Consider the following 26,922-nt stretch of genomic DNA (forward strand, 5'->3'; position numbering starts at 1 on the left):
TTGCGATTTGCGACACAGATAGAGAAATTATCCGATAGTCCATGCCGAAAAGAAGGTTATTAGCGTTGTAACAGCATGATAAGTATCATCATTTTTTAGAATATCGCAAGCTAAAAAAACTGGCACGCTAACTGCAATACCTCAATGCAGCCAAAAAAACACCCGCTACGAGGATTCATTCACGGCTGCCTGTTTACCCTACATTAAGGAGTTTGCGATGCGTTATGCACATCCCGGAACGCCCGGCGCTTTAGTCTCTTTCAAAGCGGCCTACGGTAACTTTATTGATGGCAAATTCGTCGAACCGCTTAGCGGTCAGTACTTTATGAACACCTCACCGGTGAACGGTAGCGACATTGCTCAGTTCCCGCGTTCCGATGCCCGCGATATTGATTTTGCGCTGGACGCCGCTCACCGTGCGGCCGACGCCTGGGGAAAAACCAGCGTACAGCATCGCGCTAACCTGCTGCTGCAGGTTGCGGATCGAATTGAAGCCAATCTGGAATACCTGGCGGTTGCCGAGAGCTGGGACAACGGTAAGGCAGTGCGTGAGACGCTGAACGCCGACCTGCCGCTGGCGGTAGATCATTTCCGCTACTTCGCCGGATGCCTGCGCGCTCAGGAAGGCAGCGCGGCAGAGATTGACCAGCACACCGCCGCCTACCACTTCCATGAACCGCTGGGCGTGGTCGGGCAGATTATCCCGTGGAACTTCCCGCTGCTGATGGCCGCGTGGAAGCTGGCTCCGGCGCTGGCGGCGGGTAACTGCGTGGTGCTGAAACCGGCAGAGCAGACCCCGCTGGGCATTACGCTGCTGCTGGAACTGATCGGCGACATCTTCCCGGCTGGCGTACTGAACGTGGTACAGGGCTTTGGCCGCGAGGCCGGGGAAGCGCTGGCGACCAGCAAACGTATTGCGAAAATCGCCTTTACCGGTTCAACGCCGGTGGGCCGCCACATTATGGCCTGCGCGGCGGAGAATATTATTCCCTGCACCGTCGAGCTGGGCGGCAAGTCGCCGAACATCTATTTTGCCGACATCATGAATGCCGAGCCGGAGTTTATCGACAAAGCGGTAGAAGGTCTGGTGCTGGGCTTCTTCAATCAGGGCGAAGTCTGTACCTGTCCGTCGCGCGCGCTGATCCACGAATCGATCTACGCGCCGTTTATGGAACGCGTGATGGCGAAGGTGGCCACTATTCGCCGTGGCGATCCGCTGGACACCGATACGATGATTGGCGCACAGGCCTCTCGCCAGCAGTTCGACAAAATCCTTTCTTATATTGATATCGCCCGCCAGGAAGGCGGCCAGATCCTCACCGGCGGCGATCGCGCATCGATTACCCCAGCGCTGGATACCGGCTATTACATTCAGCCGACGCTGATTAAAGGCAACAACCAGATGCGCTGCTTCCAGGAGGAGATCTTCGGGCCGGTGATCGGCGTGACCACCTTTAAGGACGAAGCCGAAGCGCTGGCGATTGCCAACGAAACCCAGTTTGGTCTGGGTGCCGGGATCTGGACGCGTGATACCAATCTGGCCTATCGCATGGGGCGCAGCATCAAGGCCGGACGCGTGTGGACCAACTGTTATCACATCTACCCGGCACACGCGGCGTTTGGCGGCTACAAACAGTCCGGCGTCGGGCGTGAAACGCACAAGATGGCGCTGTCTGCCTATCAACAAACCAAAAATCTGCTGGTCAGCTACGACACGGCACCTTTAGGGCTGTTCTGAGCCTGTTATCTTTTACGGAGTGACAAGATGAAAACGATGAAAGCCGCAGTAGTGAAGGCATTTGGCGAACCGCTGGTCATTGAGCAGGTACCGATCCCTGACGTTGGTCCCGGCCAGCTGCTGGTGAAAGTAGTGGCGACCGGCGTATGCCATACCGACCTGCACGCTGCCGAAGGTGACTGGCCGGTGAAACCGCAGCCGCCGTTCATTCCAGGTCATGAAGGTGTCGGTTACGTGGTTGCGGTAGGTGAAGGCGTAAAGCACATAAAGGAAGGGGATCGCGTGGGCGTGCCATGGCTGTATTCCGCCTGTGGCCACTGCGAACACTGTCTGGACAGCTGGGAAACCCTGTGCCATTCGCAGCAAAACGCCGGTTATTCCGTTAACGGCAGCTTTGCTGAGTACTGCCTGGCCGATGCTAACTATGTGGGTATCCTGCCGGACAACGTCGAATACAACGAAATTGCGCCGATCCTCTGCGCCGGTGTAACCGTCTATAAAGGCCTGAAAATGACCGACACCAAGCCGGGCGACTGGGTGGTGGTATCCGGTATCGGCGGTCTGGGCCATATGGCGGTGCAGTATGCGGTGGCGATGGGCCTGAACGTCGCGGCGGTGGATATCGATGACGAGAAGCTGGCCTTCGCTAAGCGTCTGGGTGCCACCGTCACTGCTAACGCCCGCAATGTTGACCCGGCAAAAGTGTTCCACGAAGAGTTTGGCGGCGCGCACGGCGTGCTGGTGACGGCGGTATCACCGAAGGCGTTTGAGCAGGCTATCGGCACCATGCGCCGTGGCGGAACTATGGTCCTGAACGGTCTGCCGCCGGGAACCTTCGATCTGTCGATCTTCAACATGGTGCTGGACGGCATAACCGTTCGTGGCTCCATCGTCGGCACCCGTAAGGATCTGCAGGAAGCCCTGGACTTTGCAGGCCGCCATAAAGTGGCAGCGAACATTGCCGTTGAACCGCTGACTAATATCAACGATATCTTTGCCCGTATGCACGCCGGTAAGATTGAAGGACGTATCGTCGTCGACCTGGCGCTGTAATTCCTGAGTGTAGTAGTAAGCCGTAGCCACGGGCGCAGCGCTGTATGCTGCGCCCGTTTTAACGTTTGTCAGTTATGCCTGGGTGTTACCCAGCCACTGCTGTTGGCATACCGCTCCCGGCATCATGGCTTCCAGCCCGGCAATCAGCGCATCCCCGGCATCCTGCACCGCAGAAAGCGGCATCGCGGGAAGGCTTTCAAGGATAAACCACATGCGGGTCGCGCTGGCATCAAGGCGGGTTCTGACACCCTGACGCCAGTTCCAGCGACGGCAGGTTATGCCCAGGTCATCGCGCCAGATAACTTCTCCCCGATCCACCGTTTCCAGCACCGTTGCCCCATCCTTCACCGTATCGAACTGCTCGTCGCCTTCCGCCACGCAAAGACGCGGCTGGCCCTGATATGCCGCGATATTTTCGCCCCCCACCGGAATGGCATAGCGAATACTGATGGCGTTATACAGGTCAACCACCGGATCGATAGCCGGCAGCGTGCCGTCGCGCAGTACACGCTTGCGCAGCGCCTCGGCGGAACAGGGCGTGCGCTTCGGTTTTGCCCCGAATTTCTGAAAAACGTCCGCCCAGGCAGCCAGATGCGCCACTGCCCAGTCGGGCTGCTGTTCGCTGACAAAAAGACAGGCCGCCTTCAACGCCTCTGCGGCGAATTCAGGCCGCGTAAGCGGGGCGGCCTCAACGCTGATACTTAAGGCCCTGAAGCCTGGAGCGATTTCCCCGATCCGATTGTCGATTGATGGTAAAACGGCAAACATTGCATACTCCATGGGTGACTAATATTCTTACGCCTGGACCACTGAAAATTCGCGCAGCAGGGCAGGCAGCTGCTCGGTTTTGCAATAGTGGCTGGCACCAACGTAATAATGCGGTTCGCCGGTAAAGATGGATATTCCGGCATTATTCAGCATCTCAAAATCATTGCTGTCATTGCCAAAAGCAATGCTGCGGTTGAAATCCACTCCCAGCGTCTTCAGTGCCAGATATTTATTCTCCTGTCGGGGAGTAATGTCGAATATATTCTCGTGACGATGGTGGTGAAGAGAAAATTCGAAACCATTCTGCTGCAGAAATGCATCCGTCTTCGCGCGGAATTCACCATCAAGAATAAGAATTTTACTCACTCCCTGACTGACCAGTTCACTTTCCGGGATTTCACTGTCGGTAAGAGTGCGCATATAGTCGTGGAAAGTATGCGCGGTCTGCGACGTGGAAAAACTCCAGTGGCCGTCGAGCACATAAGGCACCTGATGCTGCTGAAGCAGGCCGATCATCATTTCAGCTGCCCGATTATCAAAGCGGTTACTGAACAGGCACTCACCCTGTTGCCAGGCCATCGCCCCGTTACAGCCGACCATCAGGCAGTCGTGCAGTTCACGCGGTAGCAGAGGAAGCATGTCGCGCACCGGGCGGGCGGAGGCAAAGATAACGCGGGCGGAGTTGGCGAGCGAGATAATATTTTCTGCCAGGTTACAGTGTAACGGTTTTCCGTTCGTAATAATGGTACCATCCAGGTCAAAGATATAGGTTGTCACCGTGTTCCCTTTATATATGCGATATTTTTTACAGTCAGAGATTAACATGCCATGGCCGGTTATTCACCGAAAAAGGGGGGTTAACCAACCAGGATGATTCCTGGCGGTTATATTTTAGCTGCGTTGTTATTTTAAGCCGCTAAGCGGTTATTCAAAAAAAGAATCCTCGCGACCATAGCGGTCAATCCCTGGCTGAGTTAACGTACTGGCAATTTCCCCCGTTCGGAGTCGTTGATGGATATCATTGGGATCATTATGTCGGCCGGTAAAGCCTCGGTGAATGTGGCGCTTTATACGCTGATCCCCATTATGGTCGTTATGCTGATTATTATGAAATACCTGGAGGTCCGGGGAATTCTGGACCGCATTGTGCAGGTGATGACGCCGGTGCTGAAGCCGTTTGGTATTACCGGGATGGGGATTTTTGCGCTGATCCAGCTTAACTTTGTCAGCTTTGCCGCACCGCTGGCCGCGCTGGCCATTATGGAAAAAAGAGGCGCATCGGACCGCCATCTTGCAGCGACGCTGGCCATGCTGTTTGCCATGGGGCAGGGAAACGTCTTCTATCCGCTGATCCCTTTTGGCCTGCACTGGGGCGCGGCGCTGGGTATTTCGGTGGCGGGCGGACTGGCCGCTGCGGCAATCACCTGGTATTTCTTCGGCCGCAGGCTGTCGGTCGCCTCCCTGCAGCGGGATGACACGCCGCCGGAAGATAAATCCGCAACCGGGCTTATTGCCATTATCAACGGCGCCGGGTCGGATGCAATCCGCCTGTCGCTGGGCTCGGTCCCGATGCTGATCCTGTCGCTGACCGTGGTGGGTATCCTGAAAGAGGCGGGTGCGATTGAACTGCTGACCCGGCTGATTGCACCGGTGCTGGATTTCTTTCATGTCTCCGAGGTGTTTATTCTTCCGGCGTTAACCAAATGCCTGGCGGGGGGAACCGCTTATTTTGGCGTGGTATCCGATCTGCTGCACAGGGGATTAATGACCGCCCAGCAGGTTAACGCTTCTGCCGGGTTTATGGTGCAGACGCTGGATCTGCCCGGTATTGGCATCTACCTCGGTATTGCCAGCCGCTTTGTCAGGCTGTTCCGCTTTGCGCTGCCCGGTGCGCTGGTGGGTATTCTGCTGCGTACGGTGTTGCACAGCACGATGTTCTGAATGGTTCATTCTGTTACCCCTTCTGTAAACAACGCATTTACATAAGATTTGTAAATGCTTATGATTCTCATTCTCTTATATGCACCCGCGCCGGATTAGCCGGGCGGGATGCCTGTCCATTGATGGAGCCAGAAATGAGATCGTTGTTTACCCCACGTAAAGCCCTGGTCGCTGCGGCGATTGTGACCTCACTCAGCCTGACGGCCTGTCAGGCTCCGCAGAAACAGGCGCAGGCCGCGCAGCAGCCTGCTGCTGGCGCCAGCGAATCTAAACCCGCAGATAGTCGGCTCACCCAGCGCGAACTCGCCGCCGGGCTGTATGAGATGGCTTATTCTCCGGCTGCGGGAGGGCTGTACGTTGCCAGCGCTCAGGGATTCAAAACGTCTAACGGCGGAGTTATCTACCGTCTGGACCCCAAAACGCTCGAGACAGTTAGCGAAACGCACACCGATCTGAAAAACTTTGGCGTGGCGCAGGACGCTGACGGCAGCGCGATTTACATTACCAACACGGTGGACGGCGGCATCACTAAGGTTGATGCGCAGAGCGGTAAAGTATTACAGCGCCTGATGTTTAAGGATCGCAGCAAGAAAGGGGATGCGCTGGGCAGTCGCGAAATCCTGGCTCACGATGGTCTGCTGTACGTTGGCGGTGTGGGCGATCCGGGTGTGATTTGGGTGGTGGATGCGAAAACGCTGAAACTGAAAACCACCATTAAAAACGCCGGAAAATGGGTTACCGGCATTATCTGGTCTCCGCTGACCAATAAGGTTTACGCGGCCAACGGCGGCGGTGAAATTCTGGTGATCAATCCGCGCAGCCACAAAATCGAACAGCGCTGGACGGCGGGTGACGATAAACCGTATCTGTTCCTCAACCTGGCGGAAGATCCTGCCACCGGACGTCTGTTCGTGACCGATAATTCGAAAGCGAAAGAGACACTGGTATTTGATGAGCGCAGCGGCAAAGTGATTAAGCGCCTGCCTGGTGATGCGCTGGCGGTGAAGTTTAACGCCAAACGCAACGAGATCTACATCAGCCAGCGCGAATCGAAGAAGGTACTGCAGCTGGATGCGACCAGTTACGCGGTGAAAAACAGCTGGTCGTTTGACAGCCATCCGAACAGCCTGGAGCTTTCCCCGGACGGCCAGACGCTGTACGTCAGCGTCAAGCAGGGGCTGGATAAATCGCATACGGCAAAAGGGCCGGACAGCGTAGCGCGCATCGCGCTGAACTAAGCTTTGTTCTGCCGGGGACGAATTTGCCCCGGCAGCTTATCCCCCGCGGTTCGGTTCACTCTCACCCAGACATTCTGCCAGGCTTGCTGCCCGTTCTTTTTATCCGCGCTTTTACTGCATACTTTCCTGCTGCCGCATCTTGCGCGCCGCACGGTGGCAATAGATAAACCAGCCCAGCGCCAGTGGCAACGTCAGCGGCATAATGACAAGGATATTATAAATCGCGTCCAGACCTCGTGGCGACCCGTTCAGAAAATTACAGACTCGAACGGAGAACAGGTGTATCACCAGGGAATCCATTGCCTTTTTCGCGAAGGGATACAAAGCAATAAATAGCAGCGCTGGCAGAAGAAACCAGAGGGAAAAGTCCTTAATTAAGGTAAACATTGCGATACCATAAAAAAGCAGGCCGCTTAGAAAGTTCCAGCCAAATTCTCCGCTGCGTAAATAGCGCCGCATCGGTGTGGCAAGCGGGGCTTTGGGGGGATGTATAGCCGGATTACCGCCGGTTCTCTTTCGTTTTCGGCTCAATCGTGGGGTCCGTTCAGGAGTGGCGACGTACTGATTCTGTAACAGGGGGAAGAGGGCGTCCGTGCCCCTCTGGCGATTACTCGTAGCAAACGCCCGGATTCTCGGACAGCAGTACGAAGTCCTGGGTATTCTTATCCAGTGCGCGGATCGCGCCACTTTCGATATCATAAACCCAACCGTGCAGGCGAATCGCCTTATCACGCAGGCCAACCGCCACGGACGGATGCGTTTTGATATTGTTCAGCTGAGCGATGACGTTTTCCTGCACCATCGCATTCACTTTCTCTTCTTCAGTGGTGTAGGTTTTCTTCTCGACAACGGCTTTCGCTGCATCGGAGTAGCGCAGCCAGTGCTGAACGGCAGGCATAGGGTCCAGACACTGGCAGGTAGCGATGGCTTTCATTGCGCCGCAGTTGGAGTGGCCGCAGATAACAATATCGGTGACGCCCAGAGCCACTACCGCATATTCGATGGTCGCAGAAACGCCGCCCGGTTCAGGGCCGAAAGAGGGCACGATATTGCCGGCATTACGAATGACAAAGAGCTGTCCGGGTTCCTGCTGGGTGACCAGTTCAGGCACCAGACGGCTGTCGGAGCAGGAGATAAACAACGCTTTGGGATTCTGGCTGGAAGCAAGGCTGCGGAATAATTCTTTCTGATTAGGGAAAACATCTTTCTGGAAATTCAGAAAACCTTCAACAATGTGCTGCATAGCAGATCTCTACCTTCTTTTATCGTGAAATAATATTCTGACACCGAAGCACCGCCGCGTGCAACTTATCAGAAAAATCTACACCTGACTCTCCGGCATACGCCCGTCGCTGACGCACAGCGTAAGGCGATGTTTTTTCACTTTGTAGTATAGCGTGGTCCTGGCTATCTGCAGCTCCTGTGCGGCCCTGGCGATATTGCCCTGAGTACTGTTAAGCGCGTTGATAATCAGCTGACGTTCAAATTTATCAATTGCCACATCCAGGCCCTCCTGAGGAATAGACTGTGGGCCGACGTCTTCTTCGGGTTTACTCACCTGGCGGAAGGAGACCGGGGAAGAAATTTCATCATCATAGGCCAGCACGTCCAGCGGGCCGTTGTGCTCCTGCTGTAGCATACTGCGCAGTATCACATTCTCCAGCATTCTCACGTTGCCGGGCCAGGGCAACTGAGTGAGCCGCCGGGTTACCTCTTCACTGATATGGGTGATCTGGCAGCTGACAATATTGTTATATTTTTCAATAAAATAATTTGAAAGCAGGCGGATGTCAGCCGGCCTCTCGCAGAGAGGCGGTAGCACCAGCTGACCGACGCACAAACGATAATAGAGATCGGACCTCAGATGGCCGCTATTAAGCAGCTCCGACGGGGGTTCATTCACCGCTGATAGAATTCGAATATCTGACGTCTGCTGGCGTGAACCACCCACTTTCCAGAAAGTTTTATCCTGGCAAAAGCGCAATAGCTTGCTTTGCAAACCGACCGGCATGGAGTTCAGCTCATCCAGAAACAGCGTACCTCCCTGAGCCAGTTCCAGATAACCCTGGCGATGTTCGGCACCGGTAAACGCGCCTTTCTCCGTTCCGAACAGGGTACTTTCAATCAACGCTTCCGGAATGGCTCCGCAGTTCAGTGCGATAAACGGTTTGTCCGCCCGGTTGCTGTAGTGATGAATAAGGCGGGCAAAAAGCTCCTTGCCCGTTCCCGTCTCACCGACGATCATCACAGGAACGTCACCTGCGGCCAGGCGTTTGGCCTGACCGATTAACTTTTGCATCTGCGGGTCAGCGGTAACAATTTCGTACTTCTTCTCGCTCTGGTTATGGTTGTAAAGCAGGCTGTTCAGCTCAACCACCTGGTCCTGCAAGATCCGCGTAGAGGAGATATCGCGGCCAATTTCAATCACTCCCTGGATCTCTCCGCTGCTGTTATACAGCGGAACGGTGGTGTGCTGAAACTCAACGGCTTTCCCTTTCCGATTGTAATAAATCTGATAATTACCAATAAATTCTTTGCCGTCATACAGCGCCTGCAGCATGGTGCTCTTTTCTTTGCACAGACCATAGACGTCCTGCACGCTTTTCCCCAGCGCAGACTGGACGCTGTAACCGTCTATACCAGCACTTTCCTGGTTGTAATAAATGAATTTCGCCTGCCGATCGATAATCGTGATGGGTTGATGAATTAAGTCAAAAAAACGGGAAAACAGCGACACCATGCGCACCAGTTCTTTTTGCGATTCCATTCTGTTTACGGCTCCTGAAAATTTTTTTTCCTTAGTTTTTATCCCTGACAGGGTTAACGAGGAGTGTGTCGAAAAACAGACGGAAGTACAACGTTTTGAATTATGTCTGGGTTTTAAACAGCACTATTTGTGTTAACCCATTGAGTTATATGGATTGTTTATTTGGCATGGCGATTGCAGGATTTAATCGCTGCGGTAACGCACACGCCATAAATGGATCTGAAAAAAGCCAAGGGAAAATCATGAAAAAACTTAAAATTGCTGCAACCCAGAAAACGTTAAATAGTTTTATCATTGAACGGGAAATTATTGATATTACAGAAACGGATTTTACCGATGTTGGCGCCGTTGTTTTAACGATGGAGGACATCAGGGATGGGCATCTGGATTCCGTTAATCAAACCCAGTTTAATATCCCCGTTTTTGCTGCACTCAAGAACGATGAGATATTGCCGCCAGACATTCTGGAACGGATGCGCGGCGTCATTAATATTAATGGTGTGACGAAAGAATTTTTTGGTAAGCAAATCAATTTTGCGGCAAGTGAATATGAAGAAAACCTGCTGCCGCCATTTTTCAAAGAGATGACTCGATATACCGAAAAAGGTAATGTGTCGCTTTCAACGCCGGGCCATAACGGCGGCCAGTTCTTCCGTCAGACGCCCGCGGGAAGGCGCTTCTTTGACTATTTTGGTGAAACGGCCTTTCGCGCCGATATGGCCAGTTCCGAAGTGCGTCTGGGCGATTTGCTGATTCATGAAGGCGCTGCCTGTCAGGCCGAGCAGCATGCCGCCAAAGTGTTCCACGCCGACAAAACCTACTTCGTGTTAAACGGCACGTCGGCTTCGAATAAAGTTGTGACCAACGCGCTACTTGCTCCGGGCGACCTGGTTCTCTTCGATCGAAATAACCATAAGTCCTGCCATCACGGTGCGCTGATTCAGGCGGGAGCAACGCCGGTTTACCTGGAAACCTGTCGTAATCCGTTTGGCTTTATCGGCGGAATTGATGCCCGCTGTTTTAAAGAAAGTTACCTCAGAGAAGAGATTAAAGCCGTTGCGCCGGAGAAGGTCGACTGCCCGCGTCCATTCCGTCTGGCGATTATTCAGCTTGGCACCTATGACGGCTGTATTTATAACGCCCGTCAGGTAGTCGACAAAATTGGTCATCTCTGTGACTACATTTTGTTTGATTCGGCCTGGGTCGGTTACGAACAGTTTATCCCGATGATGCGTGACTGCTCGCCGATGCTGCTGGAGCTGAAAGAGAACGATCCGGGTATCCTGGTAACCCAGTCAGTGCATAAATTGCTGGCGGGCTTCAGCCAGGCATCACAGATCCATAAAAAAGATCGTCATATGAAGCATCAGCCTTATTACTGCAACCACAAGCATATGAACAATGCCTATATGCTGCATGCCTCTACCAGTCCTAACTATCCTATTTTCGCCTCGCTGGATGTGAATGCCCAGATGCACGAAGGCAAAGCCGGCGTGAAAATCTGGCAGGATGCGATTAAGGTTGGCATTGAAGCGCGGAAACTGATCCTGAAAACCTGCACCATGATCAAACCGTTTATTCCTCCGATGATTGAAGGTAAACCGTGGCAGGATTACAGCACCGACGAAATCGCCAACGATCTGAAGTTTTTTGACTATGTTCCGGGCGAAAAGTGGCACGCCTATCAGGGTTTCGAAAAAAATCAGTACTTTGTTGACCCGTTCAAGCTACTGCTGACCACGCCGGGCATTGATATTGACACCGGCGGCTATGCCGACTTCGGTATCCCGGCCACTATCCTGTGTAACTTCCTGCGTGAACACGGCATTACGCCGGAAAAAAGCGATCTCAACTCGATCCTGTTCCTGATTACTCCCTCTTCAGATTTACCAAAAATTCAGTATCTGGTCGCGCTGATCTCTCGCTTTGAACAGCTGGTGGCTGAAGATGCGCTGTTGTGTGATGTTCTGCCGTCAATCTATGCCGATCACGCCGAACGCTATCAGGGCTATACCCTGCGTCGTCTGTGCCAGGAAATGCACGATATTTACGTTCGTAACAACATCAAGGATCTGCAAAAGGCGCTGTTCCGTAAGGAGACTCTGCCACGGCAGGCAATGCTGCCACAAAAAGCCAATCTGGAGTTTGTGCGTAACCACACCGAGCTGGTGGCCCTGAATGAGATCGAAGGACGGATCGCGGCAGAGGGGGCTTTACCTTATCCACCGGGAATTATCTGTATCGTACCTGGCGAAGTGTGGGGCGGGGCGGTACTGAAGTATTTCAAAGTTTGGGAGATGGTTATCGATCTCCTGCCTGGCTTCGCGCCGGAACTGCAGGGCGTCTATTCGCAGGTTAATGCACAGGGCAGCGTTCAGGTCTGCGGTTACGTTATTAAACAATAATAAGAACGGCCGCGCGGGCAGTGTTGCCGGGCGGCCGTCATAAGGATAAGAAACTATGTCTGATTCAAAACCGACGAAAAAAATGGGCGTCGTGCAGCTGATCATCCTGACCATCATCAACATGATGGGCTCGGGGATTATCCTGCTGCCGACCAAGCTGGCGGAAGTCGGCACCATCTCAATATTATCCTGGCTGGTAACCGCGCTGGGTTCGCTGGCGCTGGCCTACTCTTTTGCGAAATGTGGTCGATTCAGCCGTAAACCCGGCGGGATGTTTGGTTACGCACAGTATCCGCTGGGCACCGGCGGTAACTTTATCTCTAACTACACCTACGTGATTTCCTGCCTTGTCACCAACGTGACGATTGGCATTACGGCGGTTGGCTATGGGGTTGAACTGTTCGATGTGCTGCTGACGCCGGTGGGGGTCTGTCTGGCCACCGTGGCCGTGCTGTGGGTGACCACGCTGGCCAACTTCGGCGGTTCCGCCGTTACCGGTAAGCTCGGTTCAATCACTATCTGGGGGGTGATCATTCCGGTTGTCGGGCTGTGCATTATCGGCTGGTTCTGGTTCAGTCCACAGCAGTATATAGAGGCATGGAATCCGCATCACAAGCCGCTGTTCTCGGCGATCAGCTCCTCGATTTCTATTACGCTGTGGGCGTTCCTGGGTCTGGAATCCGCCTGCGCCAATAGCGATGCGGTTGAAAATCCCGAGCGCAACGTGCCGATTGCGGTACTGGGCGGAACGCTGGGCGCTGCGGTGATTTATATCATTTCTACCAACGTCATCGCCGGGATTGTGCCGAACCTGGATCTGGTTAACTCCACCGCGCCGTTTGGTGTGGCGTTCAGCCATATGTTTACGCCGCTGGTGGGTAAAATCATTATGGCGCTGATGTGCCTGGCCTGTATCGGCTCGCTGCTGGGCTGGCAGTTTACTTTTGCTCAGGTGTGTAAATCCGGGGCAGAAGCCGGTTTCTACCATCGTGTCTTCACCCACGTGAACAAGATGGGCGCGCCGGTAAAAGGCATGCTGATTCTGGTAGTAGGGCAGACTATTGTCACCTTTATGACCATCAGCCCGTCGCTGACCAAGCAGTTTGATATTCTGGTTAACCTGGCGGTGATTACCAACCTGATCCCGTATCTGCTGTCGATGGCGGCTCTGGTAACCATGCAGCGGTTGGCCGACGTCAGTAAACGCGAGATGCGGATAACCAATACCATCATGATTATCGCAACGCTCTATACCTACTATGCGTTGTACAGCGCAGGCTTTGAAGCCCTGACGTGGGGCGCGCTGGCAACGTTCCTTGGCTGGAATCTGTATGGTTTTATCGCGCCGAAGTTTGAGTTAGAGCGCAACCGTATCGAAGACAAGCAGTATATGGAAAACCACGATAAGTAATCCGCAGCAGGCGGCGGGCAGGTGAAACTGCTCGTCGCCTGCGTCTGGCAAGATCAATCCCCCGTCAATATCCCGTATGCCTATGCAGTTCCGAACGGTTTTATCATAGAGGTCTCCATTAGTTACAACATACAAATTGGCATGAATACACTTTACCTCTGCAACAGTGTTAACCTGGTTCTGGCAGGGGATAAAAGGACGGCAAGAGAAATACCTGAGAACTTAAATGACCTTCTTGCCAATACGCTGTCGATATATTAACCGGGGCCTGAAACAGGCTGACACATTATTGTCAATCCAGGAAAACCAGGGGTAAAGAAGCACGTTAATTCCGGATTATGACAGCAATGTCATTTTCATGTCAGCTAAAGAACAGGGTCGATGAAATATAATTATCCCATCAGAAATAATGAATTCAAATGGGAGATATTTATGAAAAAGCGTATCGCTATGACCTTGCTAACCGGTGCTCTGGTTATTTCATCCTTCGCTAATGCGGCGGAAGCCGTTAAAGATACCAGCGGCCTGGTGAAGAAAGGAACCGTATCCGTTTCTGGTGCCACCACGCTGTCAAATCTTGAGAGCATGATTAAACAGGAAGCGGATAAACAGCACGCCAGCCGCTATAAAATTATCGCTGCCGGTGGGCATAACTTGCTGAGCGGAACGGCGATTATTTACCAGTAATCCGCTGAATCGCGTTACTCCTTATAATGAAACACTTAGCCGGCCTGATAATCAGGCTGGCTTTTTGACGTCTGAACCTTTCTGTCGTGTATCATGGCGAGATCGCCGGCGGCAGGGACAGACCGCCGGTTTTAACCGTTCTCCACTCTAACGGACGTTACGACTGACGGCGCTCAGGAGAGAACAGGGAGAAATAAAGCAGCCCGGAAATAATGCTCAGATTCTTACCGAAGGCAATAAACTGGCTGCTCTGCTGGGCGCCGGTATATAGCCAGAACTGATGGAAAAGCACGCTGGTGAGGAATACATAGACAATCCAGATAATCGACACGGCCTTTAATCGATACCCAATTAAGAAGCAGAGACTGCCGCCTAACTCAATAATTATCGCCGCCACGATCATTAACTGTCCGACCAACGTATCGCCGAAAGGCGTTTTGGCCACGTTATCTGAAAAATGCAGAATTTTACCCATGCCGCTATAAATAAACAGCGGGGTGATAATAATGCGGGCAATAATTAAAACGACTTTTTCATACATGATAGATCCCTGTTTGTCTGGAAGGATGAAAGTTCATTATCATCCTGGCAAACAGGGGCTGTCATTAAGGTGACCGCTGGCTGACAGCGCGGTAAGGTTAGCGCTTTTCGGCTACGGCAAGGGTAAAACCGAAAGTATTCACGCCATCGCGGCTGTTAACAAAAACATCGCCTCCGTGAACCAGCGCAATCGCTTTAACAATCGACAGTCCCAGCCCGTGATTACTGCTGCTCTGCGTTCTGGAACCGTCAACGCGATAAAAGCGTTCAAACAGGCGTTCAAGGTGATAAGACTCAATCTCTGCACCTTCATTTAACACCGACACCGAAATGAACCTCTCGGACTGCACGATATTAATATCGATCGTGCTGCCTTCGCGGGCGTAGCGTGAACCGTTGCTGAGAAGATTAGCCAGAGAGCGGGTAAACAATCTGCGGTCTACATATGCCGTAGCGTCGCCGTTGATGCGCACTGACAAATGGCGTTCCGTTAGTGACGGCTCAAGATATTCAGCCGCTTTCTGACTTTCATTGCGAAGGGAAACCTGCGCCATCTGAGCGGCAAACTTACCGGTCTGGGCATGAGACAGGAATAACATGTCATTAATAATCGACGACATGCGCTCAAGCTCTTCAAGATTCGATCCCAGCATATTTTGCAGCTGTTCTACGCTGCGGTCGCGGGAAAGCGCCAGCTGGGTCTGGCCTATTAAATTGGTTAACGGTGTTTTCAGCTCGTGCGCGACGTCGGCATTAAAGCTCTCAAGCTGCTCCCAGGCCTTTTCCTGGCGGACCAGTACGCCGTTAAAGGCCTCTGCCAGCGCATGCAGTTCTTCCGGCAGCGAATCGATACACAGCCGTTGTTTCTGTTTCCCGGGAACCAGCTGATGCGACTGCGCGCTCAGCGCTTTTATCGGCTTCATGCCCGCGCGGGAAATCCAGTAACCCAGCAGAGCGACCATAATCACGCCGAAGAAGGTGATAAACAGCAGTACCCGGGTAAATTCTTCCAGCGTGCCCATATAGGGCGTGGAGTCAATCGCTACAACGTAACGTAATGCGGGCCTGTTACCGCTGGCGGGAAGGGTACTTGCCATCAGGAACAGCGGGCATTTTTTGGCATCGGGCAGGTCAACTTTACTGAAACCATCTTCCAGCGCTCTCAGGTTCACACCCTGCGGCACCGGTCCACCGAGGTGATAAAACGGGTCGTCGCTGATAATCCAGTACTGTACGCGCCCCCCTTCGGAGGTAGAAAGATTAACGAATTTCGCTTTTAGCAGCTGCCAGTCATAGGCAGAAGCCCGGGAGACAATCATCGGTTCAACCAGCGAATAACGAAACTGGAGTTCGTTATGCATCTGCTTTTCCAGCGACTCCTGCAACGTCACGCGCAGGCAAACGGCGTAGGCCAGCGCCATGCTTACCGTCGCCACAGTGAACATTAATGCCAGACGGGCGGAAATGGATTTTCTGAACAGATTGAGCATGATGGTTAATCTCGAAACTCAAGCACGTAGCCCATACCGCGCACGGTGTGCAGCAGTTTGATATCCCACGGCGCATCGACCTTGGTCCGCAGCCGTTTAATGGCGACTTCAACGACGTTAGCATCGCTGTCGAAATTCATATCCCATACCTGTTCGGCGATCATCATTTTTGACATGACCTGGCCCTGATGTCGGGCCAGCAGACTGAGCAGGGCGAACTCTTTCTGGGTTAAATCAATCCGGCTGCCGTCGCGAATTACCCGGCGCGCCAGCAGATCGATAGTCAGATCGTGAACCTGTAAATGGGCAATATCGTAACTGTCCATCGAACGGCGTCTGAGCAGCGCCTGCAATCGGGCAATCAGTTCGGTCAGTGAAAATGGTTTCGGCAGATAGTCATCGGCCCCCAGGCGCAGGCCCTTGACCCGCTCATCAAGCGAGCCGCGCGCGGATAGCATCAGCACCGGTGTTCTTTTGCTTTCGCGCAGGCTGGCGAGCATTTCATAACCGTCCATCTCTGGCAGCATGACATCAAGAATGATCGCGTCGTAATCGTATTCGACGGCCAGGAACAGGCCGTCTCTGCCGTCATGGGCGGTATCGACAATAAATCCCTGTTCTCTCAGCGCCATGGTGATATAGGAGGACGTTTTCAGCTCGTCTTCCACCAGCAGTATTTTCATGATCGGGTGTTTCTCTGTTCTTACTCGGTTTACGGCCGCTATTATAATTACAGCTCTGGTCCGCAGGCTGACTTTTTGCTGACATTTTTGTCAGTAAAATGACGATGGGTGCTAAATTCGATCTTTTTCCTTTCGCTGCCTGGTTATTCAGCGTCGGTTATGGCCTGATCCCCCATTCGTCCAAATGCCATCATCCCGCACAGCAGGGTAAATGTCGTCATTATTCCCGCCAGAGGAAATCGCTGAACGAGCCGCTTATTGATAAAGCTCATGCCCACCACGCCGACAATGTTGACTGCAAACAGCCAGCCATAATGCTGGGGATCGATGCCGAACCCGCTGATATAGACCGCGGGCGAACCAACGATGAAGGCATACACGGCGACATAATAAAAGGTCACACACAGCGTAAAGCGCATAAAGCTGCGATTTTCCAGCAGGTGCAGGTAGTTAGTGAAGGCGCTGCCGAGCGAATCACCCGTGCGTTTTTCCGCAGGGAGAGTTTCAGGCAGCCAGAACAGGGCGAAAAACATCAGCACGCCAACGGCTGCGAGAAACCAGAAAATCACCGGCCACTGTGAATAGCGCATAATTTGTCCGCCGAGCAGCGGACCGGCAATAGGTGCAATCGCCATCACGATAATCAGCGTGGATAACATCTGTGCGGCACGGGTGCGGCTGAAGAGATCGCGGATCATGGCGCGTGCCAGCATCGGACCGGTGCAGGCACCTGCCGCCTGGAAAACTCGCCAGAATACGATCTGATACATTTCAGTAGACAGGGCACATCCCGCTGAGCCAATAGCGAACAGGATCATGCCGATATACAGCGGTGGCTTGCGTCCAAATCTGTCGCTAATCGGCCCCCAGATAAGTTGGGCAATGGCGAAACCAATCAAAAAACCGGTTACGGTCAGCGCCGCATCACCGTGTAGCGAAATCGACATCGCTGGCATCGCGGGCAGATAAATATCCGTCGACAGTGAAGTAAAGGCCATCAGCGCGCTGAGGATGGCAATAAAGGCGATGCCGGTTTTGGCAATGGTGGAATTATTCACGGGTGTTATCTCGTTGAGTCGCAGGGCATAAGTCGTAGAAAGTGACCGGCAGCAAGCGGGTAGAAAACCCGATCGGCTGCCGGTCAGCCCGATCAATCAGGCATCGTCGTCTTCGCCGCGAGCACTGCCGCCGAAGCGGTTATGCACGACGACAAAAAACAGGGGAACGAAGTAAACCGCTAGCAGGGTTGCGGCGACCATCCCGCCGATAACGCCGGTGCCTACCGCGTTCTGCGCGCCGCTACCGGCGCCGGTGCTGATAGCCAGCGGCAGTACCCCGAGGATAAAGGCCAGCGAGGTCATCAGTATCGGCCTCAGCCGCATGCGCGCCGCCTCCAGCGTGGCCTCGATAACGCCTTTGCCTTCTTTTTCGATCAGGTCTTTTGCAAATTCGACGATCAAAATGGCGTTTTTCGCCGACAGCCCGATCGTGGTTAACAGACCTACCACGAAATAAACGTCGTTGTTCAGTCCGCGCAGCAGGGTTGCTGTCAGCGCACCGAACACGCCGAGCGGCACCACCAGCATCACCGAGAACGGCACCGACCAGCTTTCGTACAGCGCCGCCAGGCACAGGAATACGACGATCAGAGACAGCGCGTACAGTGCAGGAGCCTGCTCTCCGGTCATCCGTTCCTGATACGACATCCCGGTCCAGTCGAAACCAATACCCTCGGGCAGCTGCTGTGCCAACTGTTCCATCAACGCCATCGCTTCGCCCGAGCTTTTACCCACGGCGGGCTGACCGAGGATCTCCACCGATGACAGGCCGTTGTAGCGCTCCAGGCGCGGAGAACCGTAAATCCATTCCGCCGTAGAGAAGCTGGCAAAGGGCACCATTTTGCCGTTGGTTGCACGCACGTACCAGTTATCCAGATCCTGCGGCAGCATGCGCCAGCGGGCATCGGCCATCACATAAACTTTTTTGACCCTGCCGCTGTCAATAAAGTCATTGACGTAGTTGCCGCCCCACGCGGTACTTAATGTGCTGTTAATATCGGTCAGATCGACACCCAGCGCGGTGGCCTTTTCTTCATCAATATTGAGTTTGAACTGCGGGCTGTCTTCCATGCCGTTGGCTCGCACCGCCGTCAGCGTCTCCGGATGCTGGCGCGCCAGGTCGAGCAGAACGTTACGCGCCTGCAATAGCTTTTCATGGCCAAGCCCGGCCTGGTCGATCAGCTCGAAGTCAAAGCCGGTGGCGTTGCCCAGCGCGATTATCGGCGGCAGGTTAAACGCCACTACGGTTCCATCCATAATTTTACCAAAAGCCCCGGCGGCACGGCTGACAATGCCATCGACCTTATTCTCATCGCCCCCGCGTTCAGACCAGTCCTTCAGGCCGATAAAGGCGATGCCGACGTTCTGCCCGCGCCCGGCAAAGCCAAAGCCGTTCACCGTCAGCACATTTTCAACGTTGCTTTTTTCCGCGTTGAGGTAGTAGTCACTGACGCGATCCAGCACCGCCTGGGTTCGTTCCTGGGTTGCCCCGGCGGGCAGAATCGCCTGCGTTGCCAGCACGCCCTGATCCTCTGAAGGCAGGAATGAGGTCGGCAAACGCACAAACAGCAGCGCCATACCCGCCACCAAGACGCCGTAGATCAGCAGATAGCGGCCGCTGCGGTGCAGCATCCGGGCCACCGAGCTGTTGTAGTGCTGCGTACTTTGCTCAAACTTTCGGTTAAACCAGCCGAACAGACCGTGTTTCTGCCCGTGTTCGCCCGGCTTCAGCGGCTTAAGCAGGGTGACGCACAGTGCCGGGGTAAGGATCAGCGCCACCAGCACCGAGAGCACCATGGCCGACACGATAGTGATAGAGAACTGCCGGTAAATCACACCGGTACTGCCGCCAAAGAACGCCATCGGCACAAACACTGCGGAGAGTACCAGCGCAATGCCGACCAGCGCCCCCTGGATCTGCCCCATTGATTTGCGCGTGGCGGCCTTCGGCTTCAGGCCTTCTTCCGCCATCACCCGCTCAACGTTTTCCACCACCACAATGGCATCATCGACAAGCAGACCAATTGCCAGCACCATGCCGAACATCGTCAGCGTGTTGATCGAATAACCAAAGGCGCTGAGGATGGCAAACGTTCCCGATAACACCACCGGTACTGCGATGGTGGGGATCAGCGTGGCGCGGAAGCTTTGCAGGAACAGGTACATCACCAGGAAAACCAGCACGATGGCTTCAATCAGCGTTTTCACCACTTCATTGATCGAAATACTGATAAATGGCGTGGTGTCATAGGGATACACCACCTTTAGTCCCTGCGGGAAGAAGGGCTTCAGGGTGTTGATGCGCGCGCGGATGGCATTCGCCGTATCCAACGCATTCGCTCCGGTCGCCAGCTGGATGCCGAGCGCCGAGGCCGGTTTACCGTTAATCTTCACCACGAAATTGTAGTTTTCGCCGCCGCGCTCGATGCGCGCCACATCGTGCAGCCTCACCTGCGATCCGTCGCCGTTAACCTTCATCAGAATATTGCCGAACGCTTCCGGCGAGGTCAGCCGCGTCTGCGCGATGATCGACGCATTAAGCTGCTGCCCCTTCACCGGCGGCGCACCACCGAGCTGACCTGCGGCAATCTGAGCGTTCTGCACGCGGATCCGTGCAATAACATCCACCGGCGTCAGCTGGTAGTTATTCAGCTTGTTCGGATCCAGCCAGATACGCATGGCGTACTGTGAGCCGAACAGCGTGGTATCACCCACGCCGTTGATGCGGCTGATGGGATCTTTCAGGTTTGCCGCCACGTAATCGGCAATATCTTCCATGCTCATCCGGCCGCTTTCATCAACAAATCCCGGCACCAGGAAGAACACGCTGGAAGATTTACGCACCGTAATTCCCTGCTGTTGAACCTCTTGCGGCAGCAGCGGCGTGGCCAGCTGGAGCTTGTTCTGCACCTGCACCTGGGCGATATCTGCGTCGGTGCCGTTTTCAAACGACAGCGTCAGCTGCAGCGTGCCGGAAGAATCGCTGGTCGAGGACATGTACATTAGCCCGTCCAGCCCGCTCATATTTTGCTCGATAACCTGTGTAACGCTGTTTTGCAGGGTGGTGGCATCGGCACCGGGGTAAGTGGCACGGATTTGCACGGCGGTGGGTGCGACGTCGGGGTACTGCTCCACGGGCATTTTCAGCAGGGAAATGCCCCCGGCGAGCATGACGATAATCGCCAGAACCCAGGCGAAAACCGGGCGATCGATAAAGAATCTGGACATCAGTTTGCGCCTCCGGTTGGCGTAGCGGCAATATCAACAGGAGAGACCTTCATTCCAGGCTGTGCACGCTGTAGCCCGGAAACGATCGCTCTTTCACCGGGTTTAAGACCGCTGGTGACCACCCAGCGATTGGCCGAGGCTGTTGAAACGGTGATATGGCGGACTTCAACACGATTATCCTGATCCACCACCAGTGCGGTTGCTTCGCCACGCGGAGTGCGGCTGACCGCCTGCTGCGGAATGGTCAGCCCCTGTGGATCGCTCCCCAGATTGATACGCGCCCGCACAAACATGCCCGGCAGCAGCTGACGATCGGGGTTAGGTACAATAGCGCGGAGGGTAATTGCGCCGGTGGTCTGGTCAACGGTCAGGTCCGAAAACGCCAGCGTTCCGGGATGCGAATAAAGTGAACCATCACTGAGGATTACGCTGACCGGCACACTGCCGGTCTGACGCTGTAGTCTGCCGGAGGCCAGTTCCTGCTGCAGGCGCAGAAATTCCTGGCTCGACTGCGTTACGTCCAGATAAAGCGGATCAAGCTGCTGCACCGTGGCCAGCGCATCGCTCTGCTGATCCTGCACCAGCGCGCCTTCCGTTACCGAAGAACGCCCGATTCTGCCGTTAAGCGGCGAGGTGACCGTCGTTCGCCCCAGGTTGATCCGCGCCGTTTCCTCAGCGGCCCTGGCCGCCTCAACGGCAGCACGCGTCTGAGCCGCCGTCGCCTCCGCCTGGTCAAAGTCCTGACGACTGACGTACTGCGCACCGATCAATGTGCGATAGCGTGCAAGGGTGGCCTGCGCCAGCTGCGCGTTGGCCCTGGCCTGTGCGAGAGCGGCGACGGTACGATTGAATTCAGCGCGCAGGGGAGCGGCATCGATCTGATAGAGCGGTTGACCGGTGACAACGTCACTCCCTTCGGTAAAAAGACGCTGCAAAATGATGCCGGAAACCTGCGGTCGGACTTCCGCAATGCGGTAAGCCAGCATGCGCCCCGGCAGTTCCGCCGTGACCGGCAGCGACTGCGCGGCCAGCGTAGCGACCTGAACTTCGGGAACCACCGTTGACTGCGTTGAGTTAACGGAGGAATCATCGCAGCCGGTTAGATTTAAAGCGAACAGCGCGCATAGCAAAGCCAGAGGCTTAATTGCCACCTTGATGGGCATTATTATTTTCTCCCGGAAGCCGGTATTAAGAGAGGAATAACCTCAAAAATGGGATTGTTGAGAATTTAAACGACGCCATGTAGCCGGAGGCACATGATATTTTCTGCTGAATGAACGACTAAATGACTGCTGCGAGTCGTAGCCATACTTGGTGGAGATATCAATCACGCTTTCGCCGCCAGCGATTAAATCCTGAGCGGCGGACGCCAGTTTTTTATCGCGAATGTAATTTCCCAGACTGATTCGCATAATACGTTGAAACATACGCTGCAGATGCCACTTCGAATACCCCGCGCGCTGCGCAACATCTTCAATTTTCAGCGGCTGACGGATATTACTGTCAATCCAGGCAATCAGTTCATGAATGATGAGTTCCTGTCTATCCATTCTTTCACCTTTGCCATAATTTCAGGATTAAAAAGATGACCAGAACGGCCTGATGCGGGAGCAGAATAACATGACGGATTACGATCGATTAACGGGGTAAAAATGATAGGGTTTATGATTTTAATTCATTTATTGAAATGCCTGGCAGAGGAGTTTGCGAGTTGTCTCGCAAAAATTGTGTGCTCTAAATTCGACCTTTCTCACATAAAGTAAAATTTTTCCGAAAGATTTGTGAAGAATACACATGTATTTCATTTTGTGTATAGTAGTGAGTGAGGGTCAAACTTACTTGTCAAAGGCGGACAATGCTCAAAGAAAACTTTAATGATCTCATCTATTTGGTGATGGTCGCACGCGAGCGCAGTTTCACCCGAGCGGCAGCCAAGCTGGGCGTATCACAGTCAGCGCTGAGCCATTCCATCCGCGGACTGGAAGAACGGCTGAATACCCGCCTGTTAACCCGAACGACGCGCAGCGTTGCCTCTACGGAAGCCGGGGAGCGGCTGATTCAGAGCGTCGCGCCGATGATTACGGAAATTGAAAAAGCGCTACAGGATTTGGCGGATAATCAGGAAAATCCCTCGGGAAATATCCGCATTACCGCCGGTGAACATGCGCTTTCCAGCACGCTGTGGCCGCTGCTGAAACCCTTTTTACAACGCTATCCAGATGTGAACGTCGAATTGTCCATTGATAACGCGCTGACCGATATCGTCAGCGGGCGTTTTGATGCCGGCGTACGCCTGGGTGAGTCGATAGAAAAAGATATGGTAGCGGTGCGTATTGGCCCTGACTGGAAAATGGCGATCGTTGCCACGCCGGACTATTTTGCAGAACACGGCGTGCCACAAACGCCGTATGAGCTGCAAAATTATCGCTGTATTAACATGCGTCTGCCCACGCTCGGCGGGTTGTATCACTGGGAATTCAGCAAGGATGGCAAAGCCATTCGGGTCAAGGTAGAAGGGCAGTTAGTGTTCAATACGCTCTCTGCGCGCATTGATGCGGCATTATCCGGAATGGGGGTCTCCTGCGTTCCTGAAGATTCGGTCAGAACATACATAGAACAGGGTAAACTGCAAAGCGTATTACAGGACTGGTGCGAACCGTTCACCGGTTACTATCTTTATTATCCCAGCCGAAAACAGCACACTGCGGCATTTTCAAAGCTCATCGATGCGGTTCGCTATCAGGGATAAAACAGAATATTTTCAGCGATTTTCACCCGAAAAGCGTGTGAAAACAATTTGAACGGATGGCGCTTGCCGGATATGCTGAAGGCTGTTCTGGCAACGTCCAGCCATTCGATCGACGCCTTCCGGCAACAGCACCGTCTGATATATGCGATCGCTCTGAAAATATTGAGGGTGTATATGACACTCACTGCGATGAATTTTGGCCGTATCGCGGCTATTTTGCCCGTGCAGGATATGGAAGTTGCGCAGCGTTTTTATATTGATGGATTAGGATTCACCAAAACCTTTCAAAATGGCGATCCCGTCGGTTTTATCATCCTGAAACGCGACGAAAGCGAACTGCATTTATCGCTTCAGCCCGGGCATAAAGCCGCCCCGTTCCCGATAGCCCATCTGCTGGTCGACGACGCCAACGCAATGTTTGCGCTTTGCAAACAGCACGGCGCAAAAATAATAAAAGGCGTGCAGGATAAAGATTACGGCCTGCGTGCATTTGTCTTCGCCGATCCCCACGGAAACCGCATTGATGTCGGCCAGCGGCTGCGCGTATAGCGCCTCCTGCATCCGACTTTTAAGTACTCAGATAGCACTCATAACATTAATTACCCACCCACAATGAGGAAAGCATGAGAATAGGCATCGTAGGATACGGTTCAGGCGGTAAAAATTTTCACGCGCCGTTTATTTCGGCGGCCAAAGGTCTGGAGCTGGCGGGAATCGTTGCTCGCGCACCGGCAACCATCTCCAGCGCTCAGGCAGATTTTCCCGATGTGCCGATCTACCCCAGCCTGACGGCTATGCTGGCTGCAGGCATTGATATTGTTACCATCACCACGCCGCCCGCTACCCGCCGCGAGCTGGTTCTGGAAGCGATTGCGGCAGGCGTGGCGGTGATTGCCGATAAGCCTTTTGCACCGGATGCGAAAACCGGTCGCGAGCTTGCCGATGCGGCGAAGGCCAAAGGCGTGGTGCTGAGCGTTTATCATAACCGCCGTTTCGATGCTGACATTCAGACGCTGCGCAAGGTGATTGAACAGCAGCGCGTTGGCAAATTGTGGCGTCTGCATAATCGCATGGACCTCGACGATCCGCATACGCTGGAAGGCGGTGAGGCGGGCGGCCTGCTGCGGGATATCGGCAGCCACCTGGTCGATCAGACTCTCTGGCTGCTGGGGCCGGTGAAATCGGTCTATGCCCATACGGATATTGTTGACCATCCGGACGGCCCGACCAATGCCAGTTTCGTTATCACGCTGACCCATACCAGCGGCGTTCACTCGCATATCTCTGCCAGCAAACTCAACCGGTTAGCCACCCGCGAGCTGATAATCTACGGCGACAAGGGTAGCTATACGTCTAACGGCACCGATGTGCAGGCGCAGGCGATTTTCGCCGGTCAGCGCCCGGCCGACGATTTGGCGGCCTGGGGTTATGAAAAACAGGAGCGGTGGGGCGTGCTACGTACCGCTAACGGCGAAGAGGCCATTCCCTCCGAACAGGGGAACTACCATGCCTACTATGAAGCGTTTGTTGAAGCCGTCCGAAGCGGTGTGGAGCCCCCGGTGACCACCGAGCAGGCAATCCAGACGCTGGCCGTGTTGGATGCTGCGCTTATCAGCGCGCGCGAGGGGCGCCCGGTAACGCTGGCGTAAAAAACATCAGGCCCGTCGGTAGGGCGGGCCCGATCGGTAGCGTTACGGTAATCAAAAAAGAATAAAATCACTGCTCCAGCGTGCGTAAAAACGCCGAAAGCGAATTATCCAGATCACTTAGTGCATTAGCTGACAGCCCCGACAGGATCTGCCGCTCATTCTCGATGTGTTCTTCAACCGCCCGATCGATCAGCTCCCGCCCGCTCTCCGTCAGTTTAACCAGCATGCTGCGCGCATCCTGAGCATTGGGCACTCGCTCGATAAATCCACGAGTTTCCAGTCGCTTAAGCCGATGTGTCATCGTCCCCGATGTGACCATCAGCGTTGAAAACAGTTCGGTCGGGCTGAGGCTTGGCTCACCTGAACGGCGCAGAGCTGCCAGCATATCGAACTCCCACATACTGAGATCGAATCGGGCAAAGGCCGTTTCCAGTTTCTGCTGCAGCAGGGCCGCGCATCGATTAATACGTCCAATTGGTCCCATCGGACTGGCGTCCAGATCGGGCCGTTCGCGCTGCCACTGTTGCAGAATGGCATCCACGGCATCATGTTCACGATTTTTCATAGGTACACTCATTTGTCTTGACTTCAAGATAACCGATCGACACACTAATATTATCTTGAACTGAAGGTAAAGTCATGAACATTACATCCTCAATGCATTACTGGCGTGACGTGATCCTCACGGCACTGGCCCCCGCGATCTGGGGGTCTACTTATATCGTCACATCTGAAATCCTGCCGCCGGACAGGCCGTTTACCGCTGCGCTGATCCGAGTTTTACCGGCGGGTTTGCTGCTGTTGCTGTTCACTCGCCGCATTCCGCTGCGGCGCGATCTGTGGCGCTTAGTGGTGCTGAGCGCGCTGAATATCGGGGTTTTCCAGGCGCTGTTATTCGTTGCTGCTTACCGTCTGCCGGGAGGACTGGCCGCCGTGTTGGGTGCCATTCAGCCGCTCTTGGTGATGGTGCTGGCATGGGCGGTTGATCGGCGTGCGCCCGCACAAATTACGCTGTGGTCCGCCGTGGCCGGGGTGATCGGAATGGCGGTTTTACTGCTGTCACCGCAAACCACCTTTGAACCAATAGGCGTGATCGCTGCGCTATTGGGTGCCTCCTGTATGGCCACCGGAGTATGGCTGACCCGGCGCTGGCAGGTCGATCTGCCCGTACTGTCGCTTACCGGCTGGCAGCTGGTGATTGGCGGGCTGATGCTGGCCCCCGTTGCGTGGCTGGTCGATGCGCCACTACCAGTGCTGACCTTGCCGCAGTGGTGTGCCTATGCGTATCTCAGCCTTGCCGGTGCGCTACTTGCCTATGCGTTGTGGTTCCGCGGAATAACCCGGCTTCCCGGCGTGGCCGTTGCCTCACTCGGTCTGCTTAGCCCACTGGCCGCCGTAGCACTGGGCTGGATCGTGCTTTCCCAGTCAATGACCGGTACCGCCTTTATTGGGCTAATCGTCGTGCTGCTTAGCGTATTCGCCGTGCAGTGGACAACGGTTCGCCGTGGACAATGACT

24 protein-coding genes and 1 pseudogene are annotated in these 26,922 nt (G+C 54.2%); 12 read left to right on the plus strand and 13 right to left on the minus strand.

Translation table 11 applies throughout. From position 1 onward, the window contains the following. The first annotated feature begins 217 nt into the window (after positions 1-217). On the plus strand, positions 218-1,738 hold the full coding sequence (gene exaC, locus JOE09_RS01655; protein ID WP_200546480.1) for an acetaldehyde dehydrogenase ExaC: 1,521 nt from the start codon (positions 218-220) through the stop codon (positions 1,736-1,738). A gap of 27 nt (positions 1,739-1,765) precedes the next feature. Next, complete coding sequence (gene adhP, locus JOE09_RS01660) at positions 1,766-2,791, plus strand: alcohol dehydrogenase AdhP (protein ID WP_105593766.1); 1,026 nt, start codon at positions 1,766-1,768, stop codon at positions 2,789-2,791. A gap of 72 nt (positions 2,792-2,863) precedes the next feature. Here the strand turns inward: adhP and JOE09_RS01665 are convergent, their stop codons facing one another. Both JOE09_RS01665 and JOE09_RS01670 read right to left on the minus strand, forming a co-directional pair. Further along, positions 2,864-3,559 (minus strand): B3/B4 domain-containing protein, encoded by a 696-nt coding sequence (locus tag JOE09_RS01665; protein WP_205064549.1) that lies wholly within the window; start codon positions 3,557-3,559, stop codon positions 2,864-2,866. 27 nt (positions 3,560-3,586) lie between these two features. Then, positions 3,587-4,336, minus strand: coding sequence for an HAD-IIB family hydrolase (locus JOE09_RS01670; protein ID WP_338049272.1), 750 nt, complete (start codon positions 4,334-4,336; stop codon positions 3,587-3,589). 234 nt (positions 4,337-4,570) lie between these two features. On the opposite strand from JOE09_RS01670, the gene JOE09_RS01675 reads away from it, so the two are divergent. After that, positions 4,571-5,500, plus strand: coding sequence for a nucleoside recognition domain-containing protein (locus tag JOE09_RS01675; RefSeq protein WP_105593770.1), 930 nt, complete (start codon positions 4,571-4,573; stop codon positions 5,498-5,500). A gap of 134 nt (positions 5,501-5,634) precedes the next feature. Further along, the gene (locus tag JOE09_RS01680) at positions 5,635-6,738 is read left to right on the plus strand and encodes a YncE family protein (protein ID WP_205064551.1); all 1,104 of its coding nucleotides are present in this window, start codon (positions 5,635-5,637) and stop codon (positions 6,736-6,738) included. Positions 6,739-6,849: 111 nt separating this feature from the next. Here the strand turns inward: JOE09_RS01680 and JOE09_RS01685 are convergent, their stop codons facing one another. From JOE09_RS01685 to JOE09_RS01695, 3 genes are all read right to left on the minus strand, one after another. Further along, positions 6,850-7,269, minus strand: a complete 420-nt coding sequence (locus JOE09_RS01685; RefSeq protein ID WP_205064552.1) for a hypothetical protein — start codon at positions 7,267-7,269, stop codon at positions 6,850-6,852. A gap of 76 nt (positions 7,270-7,345) precedes the next feature. After that, positions 7,346-7,981 carry a carbonic anhydrase gene (locus tag JOE09_RS01690; RefSeq protein ID WP_205064553.1) on the minus strand — a complete coding sequence of 212 codons (636 nt, stop codon included), beginning with the start codon at positions 7,979-7,981 and terminating at the stop codon, positions 7,346-7,348. A 78-nt stretch (positions 7,982-8,059) separates the two neighbouring features. Next, positions 8,060-9,505, minus strand: coding sequence for a sigma-54 interaction domain-containing protein (locus JOE09_RS01695; RefSeq protein WP_205064554.1), 1,446 nt, complete (start codon positions 9,503-9,505; stop codon positions 8,060-8,062). 242 nt (positions 9,506-9,747) lie between these two features. On the opposite strand from JOE09_RS01695, the gene speC reads away from it, so the two are divergent. The 4 genes from speC to JOE09_RS01715 all read left to right on the plus strand — a co-directional run bounded on the left by speC (position 9,748) and on the right by JOE09_RS01715 (position 14,008). Next, positions 9,748-11,910 (plus strand): ornithine decarboxylase, encoded by a 2,163-nt coding sequence (gene speC, locus JOE09_RS01700; protein WP_205064555.1) that lies wholly within the window; start codon positions 9,748-9,750, stop codon positions 11,908-11,910. A gap of 55 nt (positions 11,911-11,965) precedes the next feature. Further along, positions 11,966-13,321 carry a putrescine-ornithine antiporter gene (gene potE / locus JOE09_RS01705; RefSeq protein WP_205064556.1) on the plus strand — a complete coding sequence of 452 codons (1,356 nt, stop codon included), beginning with the start codon at positions 11,966-11,968 and terminating at the stop codon, positions 13,319-13,321. A gap of 21 nt (positions 13,322-13,342) precedes the next feature. Next, complete coding sequence (locus JOE09_RS01710) at positions 13,343-13,582, plus strand: hypothetical protein (protein WP_205064557.1); 240 nt, start codon at positions 13,343-13,345, stop codon at positions 13,580-13,582. Between the two features lie 171 nt (positions 13,583-13,753). Next, positions 13,754-14,008, plus strand: a complete 255-nt coding sequence (locus JOE09_RS01715) for a YdgH/BhsA/McbA family protein (RefSeq protein ID WP_234480149.1) — start codon at positions 13,754-13,756, stop codon at positions 14,006-14,008. Positions 14,009-14,165: 157 nt separating this feature from the next. Here the strand turns inward: JOE09_RS01715 and JOE09_RS01720 are convergent, their stop codons facing one another. The 7 genes and pseudogenes from JOE09_RS01720 to JOE09_RS01750 all read right to left on the minus strand — a co-directional run bounded on the left by JOE09_RS01720 (position 14,166) and on the right by JOE09_RS01750 (position 22,557). Next, on the minus strand, positions 14,166-14,549 hold the full coding sequence (locus JOE09_RS01720; protein WP_205064558.1) for a DoxX family protein: 384 nt from the start codon (positions 14,547-14,549) through the stop codon (positions 14,166-14,168). Between the two features lie 97 nt (positions 14,550-14,646). Beyond that, a complete protein-coding gene (locus JOE09_RS01725) occupies positions 14,647-16,029 on the minus strand; it encodes a heavy metal sensor histidine kinase (RefSeq protein ID WP_205065087.1) in 1,383 nt (460 codons plus the stop codon). Between the two features lie 14 nt (positions 16,030-16,043). Then, positions 16,044-16,721, minus strand: coding sequence for a heavy metal response regulator transcription factor (locus JOE09_RS01730; RefSeq protein WP_105593777.1), 678 nt, complete (start codon positions 16,719-16,721; stop codon positions 16,044-16,046). Positions 16,722-16,906: 185 nt separating this feature from the next. Then, a pseudogene (locus tag JOE09_RS01735) lies at positions 16,907-17,788 on the minus strand (multidrug effflux MFS transporter); the annotation flags it as partial. An 87-nt stretch (positions 17,789-17,875) separates the two neighbouring features. Beyond that, positions 17,876-21,007: an efflux RND transporter permease subunit gene (locus JOE09_RS01740; protein WP_205064559.1), complete on the minus strand. Its 3,132-nt coding sequence runs from the start codon at positions 21,005-21,007 to the stop codon at positions 17,876-17,878. Then, complete coding sequence (locus tag JOE09_RS01745) at positions 21,007-22,170, minus strand: efflux RND transporter periplasmic adaptor subunit (RefSeq protein WP_205064560.1); 1,164 nt, start codon at positions 22,168-22,170, stop codon at positions 21,007-21,009. The genes JOE09_RS01740 and JOE09_RS01745 overlap by 1 nt, the downstream gene beginning before the upstream one ends. Before the next feature lie 42 nt (positions 22,171-22,212). Beyond that, the gene (locus JOE09_RS01750) at positions 22,213-22,557 is read right to left on the minus strand and encodes a helix-turn-helix domain-containing protein (protein ID WP_200546465.1); all 345 of its coding nucleotides are present in this window, start codon (positions 22,555-22,557) and stop codon (positions 22,213-22,215) included. Between the two features lie 305 nt (positions 22,558-22,862). Here JOE09_RS01750 and JOE09_RS01755 point away from each other — a divergent pair, with 305 nt between their 5' ends. The 3 genes from JOE09_RS01755 to JOE09_RS01765 all read left to right on the plus strand — a co-directional run bounded on the left by JOE09_RS01755 (position 22,863) and on the right by JOE09_RS01765 (position 25,405). Beyond that, a complete protein-coding gene (locus JOE09_RS01755) occupies positions 22,863-23,756 on the plus strand; it encodes a LysR family transcriptional regulator (protein WP_205064561.1) in 894 nt (297 codons plus the stop codon). Between the two features lie 72 nt (positions 23,757-23,828). After that, positions 23,829-24,305 (plus strand): VOC family protein, encoded by a 477-nt coding sequence (locus JOE09_RS01760; RefSeq protein ID WP_234480147.1) that lies wholly within the window; start codon positions 23,829-23,831, stop codon positions 24,303-24,305. A gap of 74 nt (positions 24,306-24,379) precedes the next feature. Then, positions 24,380-25,405: a Gfo/Idh/MocA family protein gene (locus tag JOE09_RS01765; RefSeq protein ID WP_205064562.1), complete on the plus strand. Its 1,026-nt coding sequence runs from the start codon at positions 24,380-24,382 to the stop codon at positions 25,403-25,405. Between the two features lie 67 nt (positions 25,406-25,472). Here JOE09_RS01765 and JOE09_RS01770 read toward each other — a convergent pair whose 3' ends face one another. Further along, positions 25,473-25,970, minus strand: a complete 498-nt coding sequence (locus tag JOE09_RS01770; protein ID WP_205064563.1) for a MarR family winged helix-turn-helix transcriptional regulator — start codon at positions 25,968-25,970, stop codon at positions 25,473-25,475. Positions 25,971-26,044: 74 nt separating this feature from the next. Between JOE09_RS01770 and JOE09_RS01775 the strand changes: the two genes are divergently transcribed. Further along, positions 26,045-26,920 (plus strand): EamA family transporter, encoded by an 876-nt coding sequence (locus tag JOE09_RS01775; protein WP_205064564.1) that lies wholly within the window; start codon positions 26,045-26,047, stop codon positions 26,918-26,920. Positions 26,921-26,922 lie beyond the last annotated feature (2 nt).

This window comes from Pantoea coffeiphila (assembly GCF_016909495.1).
Lineage (GTDB): Bacteria > Pseudomonadota > Gammaproteobacteria > Enterobacterales > Enterobacteriaceae > Erwinia > Erwinia coffeiphila.

Coding starts and splice junctions, on each gene's coding strand:
- speC (WP_205064555.1), top strand. CDS start 9,748: ATGAAAAAACTTAAAATTGCTGCAACCCAGAAAACGTTAAATAGTTTT.
- JOE09_RS01760 (WP_234480147.1), top strand. CDS start 23,829: ATGCTGAAGGCTGTTCTGGCAACGTCCAGCCATTCGATCGACGCCTTC.
- JOE09_RS01665 (WP_205064549.1), bottom strand. CDS start 3,559: ATGTTTGCCGTTTTACCATCAATCGACAATCGGATCGGGGAAATCGCT.
- JOE09_RS01690 (WP_205064553.1), bottom strand. CDS start 7,981: ATGCAGCACATTGTTGAAGGTTTTCTGAATTTCCAGAAAGATGTTTTC.
- JOE09_RS01680 (WP_205064551.1), top strand. CDS start 5,635: ATGAGATCGTTGTTTACCCCACGTAAAGCCCTGGTCGCTGCGGCGATT.
- JOE09_RS01750 (WP_200546465.1), bottom strand. CDS start 22,557: ATGGATAGACAGGAACTCATCATTCATGAACTGATTGCCTGGATTGAC.
- JOE09_RS01675 (WP_105593770.1), top strand. CDS start 4,571: ATGGATATCATTGGGATCATTATGTCGGCCGGTAAAGCCTCGGTGAAT.
- JOE09_RS01770 (WP_205064563.1), bottom strand. CDS start 25,970: ATGAAAAATCGTGAACATGATGCCGTGGATGCCATTCTGCAACAGTGG.
- JOE09_RS01740 (WP_205064559.1), bottom strand. CDS start 21,007: ATGTCCAGATTCTTTATCGATCGCCCGGTTTTCGCCTGGGTTCTGGCG.
- exaC (WP_200546480.1), top strand. CDS start 218: ATGCGTTATGCACATCCCGGAACGCCCGGCGCTTTAGTCTCTTTCAAA.
- JOE09_RS01695 (WP_205064554.1), bottom strand. CDS start 9,505: ATGGAATCGCAAAAAGAACTGGTGCGCATGGTGTCGCTGTTTTCCCGT.
- JOE09_RS01755 (WP_205064561.1), top strand. CDS start 22,863: ATGCTCAAAGAAAACTTTAATGATCTCATCTATTTGGTGATGGTCGCA.
- JOE09_RS01745 (WP_205064560.1), bottom strand. CDS start 22,170: ATGCCCATCAAGGTGGCAATTAAGCCTCTGGCTTTGCTATGCGCGCTG.
- adhP (WP_105593766.1), top strand. CDS start 1,766: ATGAAAACGATGAAAGCCGCAGTAGTGAAGGCATTTGGCGAACCGCTG.
- JOE09_RS01715 (WP_234480149.1), top strand. CDS start 13,754: ATGAAAAAGCGTATCGCTATGACCTTGCTAACCGGTGCTCTGGTTATT.
- JOE09_RS01730 (WP_105593777.1), bottom strand. CDS start 16,721: ATGAAAATACTGCTGGTGGAAGACGAGCTGAAAACGTCCTCCTATATC.
- JOE09_RS01775 (WP_205064564.1), top strand. CDS start 26,045: ATGAACATTACATCCTCAATGCATTACTGGCGTGACGTGATCCTCACG.
- JOE09_RS01765 (WP_205064562.1), top strand. CDS start 24,380: ATGAGAATAGGCATCGTAGGATACGGTTCAGGCGGTAAAAATTTTCAC.
- potE (WP_205064556.1), top strand. CDS start 11,966: ATGTCTGATTCAAAACCGACGAAAAAAATGGGCGTCGTGCAGCTGATC.
- JOE09_RS01720 (WP_205064558.1), bottom strand. CDS start 14,549: ATGTATGAAAAAGTCGTTTTAATTATTGCCCGCATTATTATCACCCCG.